This window comes from Streptomyces sp. NPDC056224 (assembly GCF_042267665.1).
Taxonomy (GTDB): Bacteria; Actinomycetota; Actinomycetes; order Streptomycetales; family Streptomycetaceae; genus Streptomyces.
Map to the genome: position 1 here is coordinate 48,886 of NZ_JBHJTK010000039.1, position 16,165 is coordinate 65,050.

Sequence of the window (16,165 nt, forward strand, 5' to 3'; positions counted from 1 at the left end):
ACGGCGTGATCCCGCTCACCGAGGCTCCACCCGCGCCGTTCCCCCTGCGCCCCTCCTTCCCGCCCTCCCTGCTCGCCGGGTCCCGTGAGGGCCTGGCCGAGGTCTCCGCCGCGCTGGCCGACGCGGTCGACACCCTGCGCGCATCCCGCCGTCCCGCCGGACCGGTACCGGCCGGCAACCCCCGCGACGTCCTCGCGGCGGCGGCCCGGACACTGGGACCGGCCCGGCTTCCCACCGAGGGGCTCGGCGCCGAAGCCGCACTCCGGCTGCTGGCCACCGTGCTGGCCGAGCACGGCATCGATCTTGCCCACCCCCGGGCCGCGGCCCACCTGCAGCCGCCCCCGCTGGCGGTCGCGGTCGCCGCGGACACCCTGGCGAGCGCGGCCAACGCCTCGCTGGACACGTACGATTCCGGCCCGTCGGCCCTGGCCGTCGAACGCTGGCTGATCGGCGTCCTGACCCGCCTCGCCGGACTGGGGGAGCGGGCCGACGGCGTCCTCACCCCCGGCGGCTCGCTGTCCAACCTGCTGGGCCTGCTGCTGGCCAGGGACGCCGCCGCCCTCCGGCTCGGTGTCGACGTCCGGGAGGACGGGGTGGCCGCCCTGCCCGGACCGGTCGTCCTGTGCTCGGAGCTCGCCCACTTCTCGGTGCAACGGGCCTGCGCGGCCCTCGGGCTGGGCGAGCGGGCCGTACACCCGGTACCCACCGACGGGCGCCGGCGGATGCGGCCCGCGGCGCTGGCCGCCGCCCTGGACGGACTCGGCCCCGGCCGCACGCCGCTCGCGGTCGTCGCGACCGCCGGCACCACGGACTTCGGATCCGTGGACCCGCTACCGGAGCTCGCCGAGATCGCCGCGGGGCACGGCGTCTGGATGCACGTGGACGCCGCGTACGGATTCGGCGCCCTGTTCTCCGAGCGGCTGGCCTGCCGCCTGGCCGGACTGGAACTGGCCGACTCCGTCACCCTCGACCTGCACAAGATCGGCTGGCAGCCCGCCGCCACCAGCGCGCTGCTCGTGTCCGACACGACCGCCTTCACCGCCCTCGACCGGGAGGTCGCCTACCTCAATCCGGCCGACGACTGCGACGCGGGCTACGACGGCCTGCTCGGCCGCAGCCTGCAGACCACCCGCAGGCCCGACGCCGTGAAGGCGGCCGCCACCCTGCTGGCGTACGGCCGGAGCGGAATGGGCCGCATGGTCGACGTTTGCCACGGCCTCGCCCGGCACGCCGAGCGACGCATCCTCGCCGAACCGGGACTCGACCTGGTCTCGCCCGCCGAACTGACCACCGTCGTCTTCCGCTACCGGGGCGCCGACCCCGACCCCGGCGCCGCCGACCGCCTCAACGGCGACCTGCGCAGACGGCTCCTGGAAACGGGCAGCGCCCTCATCGGGCGCACCGAGGTCCGCACCAACGGACCGGGCTCCCCGGCGCGGGTGTGCCTGAAGTTCACCCTGCTCAACCCCACTGCCACCACGGACGACATCGACGGCCTCGTGGACCTCGTCCTCGACGCCGGCCGCACCTGTGAACGACTCCTAGAGGAGAGCGCCGCATGAGCACCACCGCCGCGGCTTCCGCCCCCGCCCCCGTCCCCGCCTCCGCCCCTGTCCCGGCGGCCGCCCCGGCCGCCCCCGCCGATCCGCTGCACGGACCCGACGCCCGCCGCGCCGCCGAACACGCCCACATCGAGGCCCTGTTGCGCTGCTGGCTGCTGGAGACCGGAACACCGGTCGCCGCCGGCCCGCTGCGGGTCGAACTCCCCGCCTGCGGACTGGCACTCGTCACCGAGGTGACCCACCGCTCGCCGACCGGCCGGCACCGCTTCGCCCCCGTCCGCCTGGAGGGACCCGGCGGCCCGCTCGGCGCGGGCGCCGATCCCGTCACCGCCGTCGCCCTGCTCTCCACCGAGGCGGCCGCACGCGGCGCGGCCGGCCCGGGCGGCGTCCCGGCCGGTGAGGTCGCCGACCTGGTGGAACGCACCGCCGAATCCGTACGCCGCGTCGCCTCCTTCATCTCCGACCGGCGTGCGCACCCGCAGCCGCCCGCCGGGGTGGACGGCTTCCTCGACTCCGAACAGGCCCTGTTGCTCGGCCACTTGAACCACCCCGCACCCAAGAGCCGCGACGGCATCTCGGACAACGACGCGGCCGCCTTCTCGCCCGAGCTGCGCGGCTCCTTCCGGCTCCACTGGTTCGCCGCCGACGAGTCGGTGGTCTCGCACGACGCGGTGGACAAGGCCCCGTCCCTGGGCGGACAGGACACCGTCGCCCTCCTCGCCGACCTGGCCGGGCGCCGCCTGGACGACGGCCGGGTCCTGGTCCCCGCCCACCCGTGGCAGGCCCGCGACCTGCCGCACCGCCCGCGCACCGCCGCCCTCATCGCCTCCGGCGCGCTCGAACCGCTCGGCGAACTGGGTCCCGAGTGGTGGCCGACCTCCAGCGTGCGCACCGTGTACCGGCCGGACACCGCGGTGATGCTCAAGCTCTCGCTCGGCCTGCGCCTGACCAACTCCCGCCGCGAGTCCACCCGTACGGAGCTGCGCCGCGGCCCGGAGGTCAACCGGCTCCTCGACGCCGGGTACGCGGACGGCACCTTCCGCGCCCACCCCGGCTTCACCATCACCCGGGACCCCGCCTGGCTCGCGGTGGACGAGCCGGGGCGCCCGGACGGGCCCGAGGTGACCGGCCTCGACGTCGCCGTACGCGAAGTGCCCCGCGGCATCGCGGACCTGCGCTGCCTGGTCGGCCTGGTCGCACCCCGCCCGGGTCTGGGCCGCAGCAGGCTGGGAGAGCTCGTGTCCGGCCTCGGCCCCGGAGCCGCCGAGCGGTGGACCGCCGATTACACCGACCGGGTACTGGTCCCCATGCTGCACCTGTACGCCGCCACCGGGATCGGCCTGGAGGCCCACCAGCAGAACACCCTCGTCCGGCTGGACGGCCGGGGCCGGGTGACCGGCGCCGCCTTCCGCGACAACCAGGGCTACTACCTGGCCGCCTCCTATCTGCCCGGTCTGCTCGGGCGGCTCGGCGCCGGCTCGTCCACCCTGGCCGTCGTCGACGACGCCCTCGTCGACGACCGGCTGTCGTACTACCTGCTGCGCAACCAGGCCCTGTCGGTCATCGGCTGCCTCGCCGTCGACGCTCTCGCCGACGAGCGCGAGCTGCTCGCCGTACTCGCCGGCCGGCTGCGCGCCGCGCTGCCCGCCCTCGCCGCGGCCGGACCCGACGGCGACCGCCTCGCCCGCCGCTGGCTGGAGGCCGACACCCTGCCCTGCAAGGCCAACCTGCTCACGCGGCTGCACGGCATCGACGAGGTCCTCGCCCCCCTCGACGCCCAGTCCGTGTACCTCGACGCACCCAACCCCCTCCAGGAGGCCACGGCATGACCCCGGCGCAGCCGTTACGCCAGGACGAGGACCAGCCCGGCGCCGTAGGCGCCGCCGTCCCCGGGCCGCCGCTCCCGCGCCTGGGCGATCCCTGGTCGGCACGGGTGGCGCAGGCCCGGGGAAGCGATCCGGACCTCGTGCGGGGCTGGATGCGGTCCCCGCACGTCGAGGCCTTCTGGCACCAGGCATGGCCCCGCGAACGCTGGGAGCAGGAGCTGGCGGGACACCTCGCGGGCGACGCCGTCCTGCCCGTCCTGATCGGACGGGACGGCCGGCCGTTCGCGTACGTCGAGGTGTACCGGGTGGCACGGGACCGCCTCGCCGCCCACTACCCGCACCTGCCCCACGACCTGGGCCTGCACATCGCCATCGGCGAGGCGAGCCGCACCGGCCACGGTCTGGGCCGGACACTGCTGCGCGAGCTCGCCGAGTGCCTGCTCACCGCCGACCCCGCGTGCACGCGGGTGGTCGCCGAGCCGGACGTGACCAACGCCCCCTCGCTGAAGGCGTTCGCCGCGGCCGGATTCCGCCACGCCGGGGAGGTCACCCTCCCCGACAAGACCGCCGCCCTGCTCGTGCGCCCGCGCCGGGAGGAGGACATGCCCCGATGAGCGCACCCACCGGCGAGCACGACGTGGTGGCCGTCGGCTGCGGCCCCTTCAACCTGGGCCTCGCCGCCCTCGCCTCGACCGTGGACGGCCTGGACCTGGTCGTACTGGAGGAGCAGCCCGAGCTCACCTGGCACCGGGGGATGATGTTCGGCGACGCCTCGATGCAGGTGAACTTCCTGGCCGACCTCGTCACCCTGGTCGCGCCGGGCCATCCCCTGTCGTTCCTCACCTACCTCCACGACATGGACCGGCTCTACACCTTCACCGTGCGCGAGAACTTCTTCCCCTCCCGCCGCGAGTACGAGGACTACCTGCGCTGGGCGGCGGCGAGACTCACCTCGGTGCGCTTCTCGCACCGCGCCGTGGAGGTCCACTGGGACGACGCCGCCGAGACCTTCACCGTGCACGCCGTGCGCGGCGACGGCACCCGCCTGCGGCTGCGCGCCCGCAACCTCGTCCTGGGCACCGGCACCGCCCCGTACGTGCCGGACGCCCTGACGGGCCTGCCGCCCGAACGGCTGCTGCACACCGCCGACTACCTGTACCGGGGGTCCGACGTGGACGGCGCCGCGAAGGTCACGGTGATCGGTTCGGGCCAGTCCGGGGCCGAGGTCACGGCCGACCTGCTGGGGCGCAACCTCGCGGGTGGACCGGCGGTGAGCTGGCTGACGCGCACGTCCTCCTTCGCCCCGCTGGACTACACCAAGATGGTCCTGGAGATGACCACCCCGGCGTACATGGAGTACTTCCACTCCCTGCCGGAGGAGGTCCGGGACCGGCTGACCCGCGAGCAGTGGCAGTTCTACAAGGGGATCTCCACCGACACCCTCGAAGAGATCCACGAACTGCTCTACCGCCGCCAGCTGGAGCACGGGCTGGCCGAGGCGGAACTGCGGTTCGGCATCACGGTGGAGTCGGCCGCCACGGATCCGGCGGGCCGGGCGGTGCTGACCTGTCGGCACCGCGACACGGGCCTGGCCTTCGAGCACACCACCGACCTCGTGGTGGCCGCCACCGGCTACCGCAGTCGCCCGCCCGCGTTCCTGAAACCGGTCGAGGACCTGCTGCTACGGGACGGGCGCGGGCGCCACCGGGTACGCCTGGACCACTCCGTAGAGCTCGCGGAGGGGGTGACCGGCCGCGTCTTCGTGGCCAACGCCGGGACCCACAGCCACGGCGTCTCCTCGCCCAACCTGGACATCGGCGCGGTGCGCAACGCCACGATCCTGAACGCGATCACGGGCCGGGAGGTCTACCGGCTGCCGAAACGGAGCGCGTTCACGACGTTCGAGGCCCCGCGACGGACGCTCCGGGCGGGGCCGGACGAGGCGCGCTGAACGCGCCCGGAGCGGGCGCGCCACCGCCCCGGACGCCGCAGTGGCAGTCCGGGGCGGTGGCCGACGGTGTGCGTCAGTTGACGTTGACGGCCTTCCAGGCGGCCGCCACCTGCTGGTACTCGACGCCGGTCGAGCCGTACAGGTCGGCCGTCGCCTGCAGGGTCGCGGTCCGCGCCCCCGCGTAGGTGGTGGTGGACGTCATGTAGGTCGAGAGCGCCTTGTACCAGATCTTGTAGGCCTTGGTCCGGCCGATGCCGGTGACCGTCGAGCCGTCGTACGTGGGCGAATCGTAGGAGACGCCGTTGACCGTCTTCGCGCCGCTGCCCTCGGACAGCAGGTAGAAGAAGTGGTTCCCGACGCCCGAGGAGTTGTGCACGTCGAGCCGGCCCACGCTCTTGGACCAGTAGTCGGCCGAGGCGCCGTCCTTGCTGGGCTTGTCCATGTAGCGCAGCGGCGTGCCGTTGCCGCGGATGTCGATCTTCTCGCCGATGAGGTAGTCACCGGCGTCGGCGGAGTTGTTCGCGAAGAACTCCACCGAGGTGCCGAAGATGTCGCTGGTGGCCTCGTTGAGACCGCCCGACTCGCGGCTGTAGTTCAGCTTCGCCGTGGAGGCGGTGAGGCCGTGGCTCATCTCGTGGCCCGCGACGTCCAGGGAGGTGAGCGGCTTCTGGTTGGCGGCGCCGTCGCCGTAGGTCATGCAGAAGCAGCTGTCGGACCAGAAGGCATTGACGTAGGCGTTGCCGTAGTGAACGCGGGAGTACGCGGCCTTGCCGTCCCCGGCGATGCCGTTGCGGCCGAGCTCGGACTTGTAGAAGTCCCAGGTCACGGCAGCGCCGTAGTGGGCGTCGACCGCGGCGGTCTGGCGGTTCGACACCAGTCCGTCGCCCCACTGGTCGTCGGCGTCGGTGAAGAGGCTTCCGGTGCCGGTGGTGCCGCCGTTCAGGTCGTAGGTCTTGTGGCCGCCGCGGCCGCCGTCGGTCAGGCTGTACCCCGAGCCGCTCGGCGTGGAGCCGACCGTGACGCTGCCGGAGTACTGGCTCGTGCCGGTGCCGGTGTCGATGGCCTCGTAGGAGTACAGCTCGGCGCCGGTGGCGGCGTCCGTGATGACGTGGCGCTCGCTGGGCGTGCCGTCGGGCTGGGTGCCGGTGACGACGGCCTCGTACGCGAAGACCGGGTTGCCGCTCGCGGCCCAGACGACCTGACGGGCGCCGGCGGGCGCTGCCTTCAGGGAGGCGCGGGCGGCGGCCGGGGCTATTCGGGCCTCGATGCCCTTGGTGGTCTTGCGGCTGCCGTCCTTCTTCTGGTGGACCACCAGATCGCCGCCGAGGACCGGCAGCCCGGAGTAGGTGCGCTCGTAGCGCGTGTGCACCGTGCCGTCGGCGTCCTTGATCACATCGCGGGCCACGAGGCGCTCCTCGTCCGCCAGGCCGATGGCCCGCGCGGTGTCGGCCGCCGTGCTCTGGGCCGCCGAGATCGCCTGGGCGCGCGCGCCGGAGGTCAGGGCGAGCGCGGTGGCTCCCGCTTCACGCTCGGCCGACGCGTTGGCCGAGCCGCTCTGGACGGAGATCGCGACCATGGCCGCCGAGGCGACGACCGCAGCGGCGCGCAGCGCTCGGGTGCGGTTGCGGGAGGTGCGGGATGAGGACGTGGGGAGGGTCACTCTTGCTCCTTCAAATGCCGTGGGGGGCGTTCGGGTTGAGGTTGCCAGGAAGGAGCGCCGGATTGACAGGTATGCAACAAGGATTTGACCAGTTGTTGTCCGGAGAGAGAGGAGCGATGTTCGCTCAGCGACCAAAAATGGAACATTCCGCTTGCCGGACGCGGTGGTGGACCGCGTCCGGCAAGCGGCCGGCCGTTACTGGATGCCGGGGATCCGACGGGCCTTGAACGCGGCGCGCACGGCGTCCGCGGCGCTCTGGCCGTACATGCGCTGGGCGGTGGCGATCGTCGTCAGTGCCGCGTCCTGGAAGGAGGTGCCGGGCGCGAAGCCGAACTGGGCGTTGACGATGACGCGGTCGGCCGTCCGGGCGCCCAGGGCGCCGCGGATGTCGAAGAGGGCGCGGGACCAGATCTCGCCGTCCGCGTGCACCTCACCCTCCAGATCGCCGTAGACCTTGCTCCCGTCGATGCGGCGCAGGCAGTGCGGGGCGGGGCTGTAGGCGATGGAGTCCCAGTCCGCCACACAGGCCAGGTCGGCCCGCTGCGGCCAGCCGTACGCGGTGGCCGCGTGCGACCCGACCGCCACGGCCAGGTAGTCGCCGAAGGCCTCGCCTATCGCCCCGGCTTCGGGGGAGGTGCCGAAGCCGGGGACCTGCGCCTCGTGCACCGCGTGGCCGTACTCGTGGACGATGACCTCCGCGTCCTCGGCGTCGTCGACACCGCCCTTGCCGAAGCGGATCTCGGACTTCTTGTCGGTGAAGAAGGAGTTGTCGGACCCCCACTGGTTGATGCGGACCGGCTGGGCCCGGTCGTTGGCCCCGGGCAGCTCGGTCCCGAAGCCGAGCGACTGCAGGTACTCCTGGGCCTCGTTGACCCAGAAGTAGGCCATGACCTGCTCGAACTGGTCGTCGCTGCGGTCGTAGCCGCCGACGTCGGCGAGGCTCGCCGAGGCGCCGGTGTCCGATCTGACGTACGCCCACTTCCCCGACAGCCGGCCGCTGCCGTCGAGGCCGCGCAGGGCGGCCGTGGTGTAGGCCGAGGCGGGCACGGCCCCGACGGCGTCCTTGGCGTCGACGAGGGTCTGGTCCCCTGAGGACTGGACGGGGTTGACCATGAAGATGCGGGCCTGGGGGAGCGGCGCGGCAGCGGCCGGCCCGGACGCCGAGGCCGGTCCGGCCAGGGTGGTCAGGGTGGCCAGCGCCAGGGTGGCGGTGGCCGCGGCGGTGAGGCCGCGGGGTGTGCGGCGAGGCATGGACATCCTCCTGTGACGGGATGTGGTGCTGGTGAGGGCGTGATCCTCGCGCACCCCGGGCCGCGTGCGCCAGGCCCATGTACCGGGCAGTTCGCCACCAGTCGGTCCCTATCCGGTCACATCCGATTCCCCGTGCGGCCCCGCGCCCGCCGTCATCTCACCCGGCGGCGAGGCGGCCGCTGAGCCACTCCAGGCTGGGCGGGATCTCCCGCCCCCAGGTGATGAAGTTGTGCCCGCCGTGGTCGAGCGTGATCGACGAGACGCGCGCGGGCGCCCTCACCTTCTCGATGAACTTCTGCGTCGGCTGGAAGTTCGCCTCGCCCTGCAGGGACGTGGCGACCAGGAAGGAGGAGTTGCCCTGCGGCAGATGGTCCAGGCTCCACAGCAGGTCGGCCCGCTTCTCCGCGTCCTTGTCGCCGTGGAAGAGGTCGCCGGAGTCCTTGTCCAGCTCCGGCTTGTAGTCCGCCGACAGGCCCACACCGGCCGCGTAGCTCTCGGGGTGCTCCAGCGCGATCTTCAAGGCGCAGTAGCCGCCGGTGGAATCGCCCATGATCCCCCAGCTGCGGGGCGAAGGGGCGATCCGGTAGGTACCGGACAGCGCCTGCGGCAGATCGGTGCCGAAGAAGGTCTCGCTGGCCGGTCCGCCCGGGACGTCCACGCACTGGGTGTTGCGCGTCGGCTCGACGGTGGGCCGCATCATGACGAGGATCATCGGCTGCATCCTCTTCTGCTTGGCCTGCGTCCACGCGGTCTTGGGGTACGGGAGCTTCTCCAGCAGGTTCTCCGTCATCCCGGGGAAGCCGGTCAGCACGACGGTGGCGGGGAAGGTCCTCTTCTCGTTCCCCTTCTGGAAGTACTCCGGCGGCAGGTACACGTACGCGGGATTGGCGGCCTTGGACAGCCGACCCTGCACCATGACCTTCTCGATCTCACCGCTCGACTGCGGTGCGCCGCTGCCGGGGACCTTCGGCCGCTGCCTGCCGAGGACCTTCACGACCGAATCGCCCGAGTCCTGGGAGATGAGCGCCGGCGCGCTCTTGCGGCCCAGCAGCTCGCTCCACGATCCGTAGAGCAGGAAGGTCCGGTTCGCGGTCAGGCCGACCGAGGCGAACAGCAGCGCCTGCACGGTGAGGACCAAACCGATCCGGCCGAGGACCGCCCGCCCGCTCCGCGCCGCCAGCCGCGGCCACAGCCATACGGTGACGGCGAACAGCAGTGCCGTGCAGAGCACGGCGGAGGCGAGGAGCGTGGCACTGGTCAGGCTCATGGATCAGGGGGCTCTCTGTCACGTCTCTGCCCGGACGGCGTCGCCGGGCGGCACCGCCCGTGGGTGCACATCCGGGTAGAGCGCCCTACGGCGCGATGCGTTGCCCGACGAGCCGTTCGGATTTCGGACGTACTTGCCGTCAGGGCGGAGCCGGGGGACGGCCGTTACGCGGTGCGCCGGGTCAGGACAGGATGCGGACGCGCTGGTCGCGCAGTTCGTAGCGGGCGGCCACCACGGCCAGGTCGCCGGCCGCCACCTTCCCGGCGAGGTCCGGCTCGGCCGCCAGGCGTCGGCTGACGCGCCGTACGTGCGCGTTCACCGTGGCGTCCACGCGGGCCTCGCCGTGCCGGTCGTGGTCGATGGACGGCCCTATCTGCTCGGCCAGGTACCGGATGTGGGCGGGGAGCGGCTCACCGGTCTCGTCTGCGTGCACCGCCGCCGCCACGGCCCCGCACGACTGGTGGGCCAGTACGAGGACGAGCGGTACGCGCAGTTCGAGGACCCCGTACGCGATGCTCCCCAGCACCGCCTCGTCGAGCACCTCGCCCGCGGACCGTACGGTCAGCAGGTCGCCCAGCCCCTGGTCGAAGACCAGCTCCGGGGGAACCCGCGAATCGACGCAGCCGAGCACGATCGCGAAGGGGTGCTGTCCCTGGGCGAGCCTGCGGCGCCGGGCCGCCGACTCGTGCGGGTGCTCCTCGTCCCCGGTCCGCCAGCGCTCGTTGCCGGCCGCCAGCCGGCGCAGTGCCTGGGCGGGAGTGACCGGGCGGTCCGTGGTCTCCGGCTCCCGGATGGCGGCCGAGGCGGGGAAGGCCGGACCGAGGGCCAGACCCGCTCCGGCGGCCGCCGTACCGGCCACGGCGGTGCGCAGCAGGGCGCGGCGGCCGGGTGAGAAGGCCGCGGAGGCTGCGGGTCTGCGCGTGTTCGAATCCATGGCCGGACCGTAACCTGCCATATGGGGAGGGAAGTTGACGCCCCGGACGTAATGGCGTGATCCGCCCGGGGGAAGGCCGGATGGGACCGGGACGATCTCATCATGCGGGCACGGCACGGCCCGGCACGGATCGGGCATGGTTCGGTCATGGTTCGGTCATGGTTCGGGCGGGGTTCGGGCGGGGATCGGGCGCGGCTCGGCGAGCCCGGCCGTGCACGCCCGGAGCCCGGCCGTAGGATGGGCGCGTGATCCCCGCACCGCAGCCGACGCGTCGCCGCCCTGCCGGGCCCGGCCGCCTGCTGCTCGTGCTCGCGGTACTGGCCGGTGTGCTGGCCATGCACGGTCTGGGGGCCGGCGGGACGACCGCGCGGGTGCACACCGCCGCGTCCGGTGCCCACGCCACGGTGCCGGACCGCGAAGGGCCCGGACACCAGGCGGGCGCGGACTGCTCGCACACGCCCGGCGGACAGGGGTTCGCGCATCACGCCGACGCCACCTGCGCCGCCGCCGGGACCGTCACGGCCTACGCGCCGCCCGCGCTCGCGGCCGCCCTCCCCGGCGCAACCCGGGCCGGGGCACCCGCCACTCGCGCGCCGGCATCGGCGTGGAACGGGCGTGCGCCGCCCGACCTGGCGGAACTGCAACTCCTGCGGATCTAGAGCGGACCGCACGGCGCCCGCGGGGGCTGCCGTGTCCCGCCATGTCCTCACACCTCCAGGAGTCGCACCACCATGAGCAAGAACCGTTCTCCGTTCCGCCGCGCCGCGCTGCGCCGTACCGCCGCGGTCGTGGCCGCCGGCGCCGCCTCGTTCGTCCTCGCCGCCTGCGGCTCGGGAGACGACGGCGCCGCCGCGCACCACGGCCAGGCCCCCAAGGCGCCGTCGGCCTCCTCGTCCGCCGCGCAGGGCGGGCACAACGCCGCCGACGTCGCCTTCGCCAAGGGAATGATCCCCCACCACCGCCAGGCCGTGGAGATGGCGGACCTCGCCCCCTCCCGGGCGGAGTCGGCCGGGGTGAAGCAGCTCGCCGCCGAGATCAGGCAGGCCCAGGACCCGGAGATCAAGACGCTCTCCGGGTGGCTGGCCTCGTGGGGCGAACAGGTCCCCGCCGAGGGCGCCATGGACCACTCCGCCCACGGCGCGGGCGGCGGGATGATGACCGCCGAGCAGCTGGCCGGGCTGGAGAAGTCCTCCGGCAAGGCGTTCGACACCGCCTTCATGGAGCTCATGATCAAACACCACGAGGGCGCGGTGGCGATGGCGAAGACGGAACAGGTCCAGGGGGTCTTCCCCGGGGCCAGGACGATGGCCGAGGCCATCGCCACCTCGCAGACCGCCGAGATCGCCAGGATGAACGGCCTCCTCGGCAAGCACTGAGCCGGGAGGCCCAACGCCGTTCGAACAAGGCAGCGGAGCTGCTGCAGGTGAGGTCCGTCACTCCCGGACGTCCTCACCACAGGAGCTCCGCTGTGGCAACGAGCTGCGGCTGACGGCTACGGCCGGCGCATGCGGGCGCGTGCGCAGCCGCCGTCCTCGGCGCGGGCGACACGCTCATCGGGCACGCCCGCGCCGAGGACGGCGGCGCGGCACGGCCGGCCGCCGCGGGGAGCGAGCCATGCCGCCCGTACCGATGCCGCCCGTGCCCATGCCGCTGTGCCCAGACCGCCCCGTGCCAGGGCCCGCCATGGCGATAGGTTGCACCCGTGATCGATTTCCTTGCTGACACCCCGGTCCCCGGCAGTCTGGACACCGTGTGGCACGCGGGCTGGCCGTCGCCCAAGCACGACCCCGCCCCCGAGATCCAGATTCACGCGTACACCGAGAACACGGTGATCCTGCGCCAGAACAAGTCCGTGCACTACGAGGCCCCCTTCCTCTTCCTCCTCTTCGGGAACGAGAGCGCGCTGCTCATCGACACCGGCGCCACCTCCGACCCCGGCCACTTCCCGCTGCGCGCGACGGTCGACGCACTGATCGAGGACTGGCTGAAGCGAAATCCCCGCGCGCGGTACGGGCTGACGGTCGCCCACACCCACGGCCACGGCGACCACATCGCGGCCGACGGGCAGTTCACCGACAGGCCCGGCACCACGGTCGTCGGCCAGGGCCTGGACGAGATCACGGCCCACTTCGGGCTCGGCGGCTGGCCACACCGTACGGCCGAACTGGACCTGGGCGGGCGGATCCTCGACCTCCTCCCCGGCCCCGGACACCACAGCGCGGCCCTGGTGTACTACGACCGGCACACCGGCCTGCTGCTGACCGGCGACTCCCTCTACCCCGGGCGGCTTTACGTGGCGGACCGGGCCGCGTACGCCGAGACCGTGGACCGGCTCCTGGACTTCTCCGCGACCCGGCCGGTCACCCACGTCCTCGGCTGCCACATCGAGATGACCAGCACCGCGGACACCGACTACCCCCGCGGAACCACCTACCAGCCGGACGAGCCTCCGCTCCAGCTCACCGCGGCGCATCTGCGCACCCTGCGCCAGGCCCTCGCCGAGACCGCGGGACAACCGGGCTCACACCCGTACGGCGATTTCATCGTGGTGTACACCCCCTGACCCGACGGCCCTGACCCGACGGCCCTGACCCGACGGCCCTGACCCGACGGCCCGGACGCCGCGGGCCGGGCGCCACCTCGACGACAGGGCGGCCTATGCCTCCTCGGACGGAAGGCCCAGCAGGCGGGCCGCCGCCTCGCGCATCTCGATCTTGCGGATCTTCCCGGTGACCGTCATCGGGAACTCCTCCACGACGTGGACGTAGCGCGGGATCTTGAAGTGGGCGAGCCTGCCCTCGCAGTACGCCCGCACCCCGGCGGCGGTCAGCGGCCCGGCGCCCTCGCGCATCCGGACCCAGGCCATCAGCTCCTCCCCGTACTTCGCGTCGGGTACGCCGATGACCTGGACGTCCAGGATGTCCGGGTGGGCGTGGAGGAACTCCTCGATCTCGCGCGGGTAGACGTTCTCCCCGCCGCGGATGACCATGTCCTTGATGCGGCCGGTGATGCTCAGGTAGCCGTCCTCGTCCATGACCGCCAGGTCGCCCGTGTGCATCCAGCGGGCCGCGTCGACGGCCTCGGCGGTGCGCTCCGGCTCGCCCCAGTAGCCGAGCATCACCGAGTAGCCGCGGGTGCACAGTTCGCCCGGTTCCCCGCGCGGCACCGTCCGTCCGGTCTGCGGATCGACGACCTTCACCTCCAGGTGCGGCCCGACCCGGCCCACGGTCGACACCCGGCGTTCGACGGAGTCGTCCGCGCGGGTCTGCGTCGACACGGGCGAGGTCTCCGTCATCCCGTAGCAGATGGACACCTCGGCCATGCCCATCCGGTCGATGACCTCCTTCATCACTTCGACCGGACAGGGCGAGCCCGCCATGATTCCGGTCCGCAGGCTGGACAGGTCGTACGAAGCGAAGCCCGGGTCCGCGAGCTCGGCGATGAACATGGTGGGGACCCCGTACAACGAGGTGCACGACTCCGCCTCGACCGCGGCCAGGGTGGCGGCCGGATCGAACGACGGCGCCGGGATCACCATGGCCGCGCCGTGGCTGGTGCACGCGAGGTTGCCCATCACCATGCCGAAGCAGTGGTAGAAGGGCACCGGGATGCAGACCCGGTCCTCCTCGGTGTAATGGCACAGCTCGCCCACGAAGAAGCCGTTGTTGAGGATGTTGTGGTGCGAGAGGGTCGCCCCTTTGGGGAAGCCGGTGGTCCCCGAGGTGTACTGGATGTTGATCGGGTCGTCCGGGCTGAGCGAGGCCTGCGCCCGGGCGAGGTCGGCGGGGTCACCCCGGCGGCCGCGCTCCAGCAGGGACGCCCAGCCGGGTCCCTCCAGCAGGACCGTGAACTCCAGCCCGGGACAGCGCGGCCGCACCTCCTCGATCATGCCCGCGTAGTCGGAGGTCTTGAAGCGCTCCGCCGCGACCAGCAGCCGGACCCCCGACTGCCGCAGGACGTACTCCAGCTCGTGGGAACGGTAGGCCGGGTTCACGGTGACGAGGACCGCCCCGATCCTGGCGGTGGCGTACTGCACCAGCGTCCACTCGGCGCGGTTCGGCGCCCAGATCCCGACCCGGTCCCCCTTGACGATGCCGAGGTCCAGCAGACCGAGCGCGAGGGAGTCCACGTCGGCGGCCAGCTCCGCGTATGTCCACCGGCGCCCGGCGGCCCTGTCGATCAGGGCGTCGTGCCCGGGGAACCGGCGGACGGTGCGGTCCAGGTTCTCACCGATCGTGTCGCCCAGCAGCGGCACGTCGCAGACACCGGACGCATAACTCGACGCGGAGGACACACGTATCTCCTGGATTCGGTGGCGGGGCGCGGGGCCCGGCGGGCCGGCGTCCCTTCATGATCCCCGCCGCCCGGCCCGCGGGCTACCCCCCGGACCGGGCGGCGGTACGCGGGCACGCTCAGCGCGCGTTGTGCTCGGGCAGGTCCGCCTCGGCGGGGGCGGCGGTGAAACCGCGCCCGGCGGCCGACGCGGGCCGCTTGCCGCAGAAGGCGGCTTCGAGCGTGCCGCCCAGGGCCGTGTTCGCCGCACCCCTGTTCGAGGTGTTCGCCATGGCGGCGAGGCTGCGGCGGCCGTCACGCGTGGCGAACGCGTAGGTGTAGAAGCCCTGCACCGTACCCGTGTGGCCGTACACCGACGTGCCGCACGAGAGGTCGTAGCGGCGCAGGCCCAGCCCGTAGAAACGGGTCCGCGTCGCGTCGGACGGGGCCATGGAGAGCATCGCGTCCAGCATCGGGGCCGGGAGCAGCCTGCCGCCGAGCAGCGCAGAGGTGAAGGTGTTCAGATCGGCCGGGTCGGAGATCACCGCCCCGGCGGACTGAGCCCAGGAAGCGGTCTGCTCGGTGGCGTCGACCAGGGGAGAGCCCGCCTCGTCGGGGTGCAGGTAGCCGCGCGCGTGCCGTCCCGCGATCCGCGTGGCGGGGTGCACGTAGGAGGTGTTGCGCAGGCCGAGCGGCTTGATGATGCGGCGCTCGTACTCCGTGGCCACCGGATGGCCGGTCGCCTTCTCGATGAGCATGCCGACCACGACGAAATTGGTGTTCGAGTACGCGTACGCGGCGCCCGGCGCGGACGTCCTCGGCTCCTTCAGCGCGAGGTTCACGAGCTCGCGGTAGCCGAACACCTTCGTGCGCACGGCCTCGAACCCGGGCACGGTCCGGGCGAACATGGCGTCGGTGTAGTCGGCCAGCCCGCTCCGGTGGCTCAGCAGGTGGCGCACGGTGATCCGGTCGTCGGGCAGCAGACCGGGCAGGTAGCGGCCGACCGGGGCGTCGAGCCGGATCTTCTTCTCGGACACGAGCTGCAGCAGCACCACGGCGGAGAACGTCTTCGTGACGCTGCCGATCCGGAAGCGGGACCCGGCGTTCATGGCCGCGCCCGTGGCCCTGTCGCGCACGCCCACCGCCTCGCTCCGGACGCCACCGGGGCCGGTGATCCGGGCCACCGCCCCCGGCGCCCCGGCGGCGGTCGTGTTCCGCAGCGCCTGGACCAGGCCCTGGAGGTCGGGGGCGGGCGGGGCGGGTGGAGCGGCCCGCGGGACCGGGACCGGGACCGGTGCCGCCGCGGCGGCGTGGGCGGCGTGGGCGGCGCTCACCGGGGCCGCCCCGGCCACCACGGCCAGCAGGGCGGCACCAAGGGCCAGACGTCGGTTCAAGGGCAGGGGCACGTCGTTCCTCGACTCAGTCGGTACCGGGTGGGGGGC

13 protein-coding genes are annotated in these 16,165 nt (G+C 73.1%); 7 read left to right on the forward strand and 6 right to left on the reverse strand.

What is annotated here, in order from left to right; genetic code table 11:
* Positions 1-5: 5 nt before the first annotated feature.
* The 4 genes from ACFCZ1_RS30885 to ACFCZ1_RS30900 are packed head-to-tail and all read left to right on the forward strand — an operon-like array spanning position 6 to position 5,339.
* Positions 6-1,562, forward strand: a complete 1,557-nt coding sequence (locus tag ACFCZ1_RS30885; RefSeq protein WP_376681562.1) for a pyridoxal phosphate-dependent decarboxylase family protein — start codon at positions 6-8, stop codon at positions 1,560-1,562.
* Positions 1,559-3,391, forward strand: coding sequence for an IucA/IucC family protein (locus ACFCZ1_RS30890; RefSeq protein WP_376681563.1), 1,833 nt, complete (start codon positions 1,559-1,561; stop codon positions 3,389-3,391). Before ACFCZ1_RS30885 ends, ACFCZ1_RS30890 begins: the two co-directional genes overlap by 4 nt.
* The gene (locus ACFCZ1_RS30895; RefSeq protein WP_376681564.1) at positions 3,388-4,002 is read left to right on the forward strand and encodes a GNAT family N-acetyltransferase; all 615 of its coding nucleotides are present in this window, start codon (positions 3,388-3,390) and stop codon (positions 4,000-4,002) included. The genes ACFCZ1_RS30890 and ACFCZ1_RS30895 overlap by 4 nt, the downstream gene beginning before the upstream one ends.
* Positions 3,999-5,339: a lysine N(6)-hydroxylase/L-ornithine N(5)-oxygenase family protein gene (locus ACFCZ1_RS30900; protein WP_376681565.1), complete on the forward strand. Its 1,341-nt coding sequence runs from the start codon at positions 3,999-4,001 to the stop codon at positions 5,337-5,339. The genes ACFCZ1_RS30895 and ACFCZ1_RS30900 overlap by 4 nt, the downstream gene beginning before the upstream one ends.
* A 73-nt stretch (positions 5,340-5,412) precedes the next feature.
* Here ACFCZ1_RS30900 and ACFCZ1_RS30905 read toward each other — a convergent pair whose 3' ends face one another.
* The 4 genes from ACFCZ1_RS30905 to ACFCZ1_RS30920 form a co-directional block, all read right to left on the reverse strand.
* Positions 5,413-6,915 carry a M4 family metallopeptidase gene (locus tag ACFCZ1_RS30905; RefSeq protein WP_376681578.1) on the reverse strand — a complete coding sequence of 501 codons (1,503 nt, stop codon included), beginning with the start codon at positions 6,913-6,915 and terminating at the stop codon, positions 5,413-5,415.
* Positions 6,916-7,194: 279 nt separating this feature from the next.
* Positions 7,195-8,250 (reverse strand): M4 family metallopeptidase, encoded by a 1,056-nt coding sequence (locus ACFCZ1_RS30910; RefSeq protein ID WP_376681566.1) that lies wholly within the window; start codon positions 8,248-8,250, stop codon positions 7,195-7,197.
* A 157-nt stretch (positions 8,251-8,407) separates the two neighbouring features.
* Positions 8,408-9,517: an alpha/beta hydrolase gene (locus tag ACFCZ1_RS30915; RefSeq protein ID WP_376681567.1), complete on the reverse strand. Its 1,110-nt coding sequence runs from the start codon at positions 9,515-9,517 to the stop codon at positions 8,408-8,410.
* Positions 9,518-9,698: 181 nt separating this feature from the next.
* The gene (locus ACFCZ1_RS30920; protein WP_376681568.1) at positions 9,699-10,451 is read right to left on the reverse strand and encodes a carbonic anhydrase; all 753 of its coding nucleotides are present in this window, start codon (positions 10,449-10,451) and stop codon (positions 9,699-9,701) included.
* 245 nt (positions 10,452-10,696) lie between these two features.
* Here ACFCZ1_RS30920 and ACFCZ1_RS30925 point away from each other — a divergent pair, with 245 nt between their 5' ends.
* The 3 genes from ACFCZ1_RS30925 to ACFCZ1_RS30935 all read left to right on the forward strand — a co-directional run bounded on the left by ACFCZ1_RS30925 (position 10,697) and on the right by ACFCZ1_RS30935 (position 13,014).
* On the forward strand, positions 10,697-11,110 hold the full coding sequence (locus ACFCZ1_RS30925) for a DUF6153 family protein (RefSeq protein WP_376681569.1): 414 nt from the start codon (positions 10,697-10,699) through the stop codon (positions 11,108-11,110).
* 72 nt (positions 11,111-11,182) lie between these two features.
* Positions 11,183-11,827, forward strand: coding sequence for a DUF305 domain-containing protein (locus ACFCZ1_RS30930; protein WP_376681570.1), 645 nt, complete (start codon positions 11,183-11,185; stop codon positions 11,825-11,827).
* A 326-nt stretch (positions 11,828-12,153) separates the two neighbouring features.
* Positions 12,154-13,014 carry an MBL fold metallo-hydrolase gene (locus ACFCZ1_RS30935; protein ID WP_376681571.1) on the forward strand — a complete coding sequence of 287 codons (861 nt, stop codon included), beginning with the start codon at positions 12,154-12,156 and terminating at the stop codon, positions 13,012-13,014.
* 93 nt (positions 13,015-13,107) lie between these two features.
* On the opposite strand, the gene ACFCZ1_RS30940 is transcribed toward ACFCZ1_RS30935, so the two are convergent.
* Together ACFCZ1_RS30940 and ACFCZ1_RS30945 are read right to left on the reverse strand one after the other, a co-directional pair.
* Complete coding sequence (locus ACFCZ1_RS30940) at positions 13,108-14,745, reverse strand: AMP-binding protein (protein WP_376681572.1); 1,638 nt, start codon at positions 14,743-14,745, stop codon at positions 13,108-13,110.
* Positions 14,746-14,863: 118 nt separating this feature from the next.
* Entirely contained in the window at positions 14,864-16,129 is a 1,266-nt protein-coding gene (locus ACFCZ1_RS30945; RefSeq protein WP_376681579.1) for a serine hydrolase domain-containing protein, read from the reverse strand.
* Between the last annotated feature and the right edge of the window lie 36 nt (positions 16,130-16,165).

Bases quoted from the DNA above. Each gene is read 5' to 3' on its own strand.
- ACFCZ1_RS30910 (WP_376681566.1), bottom strand. From the start codon at position 8,250: ATGCCTCGCCGCACACCCCGCGGCCTCACCGCCGCGGCCACCGCCACC.
- ACFCZ1_RS30890 (WP_376681563.1), top strand. From the start codon at position 1,559: ATGAGCACCACCGCCGCGGCTTCCGCCCCCGCCCCCGTCCCCGCCTCC.
- ACFCZ1_RS30900 (WP_376681565.1), top strand. From the start codon at position 3,999: ATGAGCGCACCCACCGGCGAGCACGACGTGGTGGCCGTCGGCTGCGGC.
- ACFCZ1_RS30905 (WP_376681578.1), bottom strand. From the start codon at position 6,915: ATGGTCGCGATCTCCGTCCAGAGCGGCTCGGCCAACGCGTCGGCCGAG.
- ACFCZ1_RS30930 (WP_376681570.1), top strand. From the start codon at position 11,183: ATGAGCAAGAACCGTTCTCCGTTCCGCCGCGCCGCGCTGCGCCGTACC.
- ACFCZ1_RS30920 (WP_376681568.1), bottom strand. From the start codon at position 10,451: ATGGATTCGAACACGCGCAGACCCGCAGCCTCCGCGGCCTTCTCACCC.
- ACFCZ1_RS30895 (WP_376681564.1), top strand. From the start codon at position 3,388: ATGACCCCGGCGCAGCCGTTACGCCAGGACGAGGACCAGCCCGGCGCC.
- ACFCZ1_RS30915 (WP_376681567.1), bottom strand. From the start codon at position 9,517: ATGAGCCTGACCAGTGCCACGCTCCTCGCCTCCGCCGTGCTCTGCACG.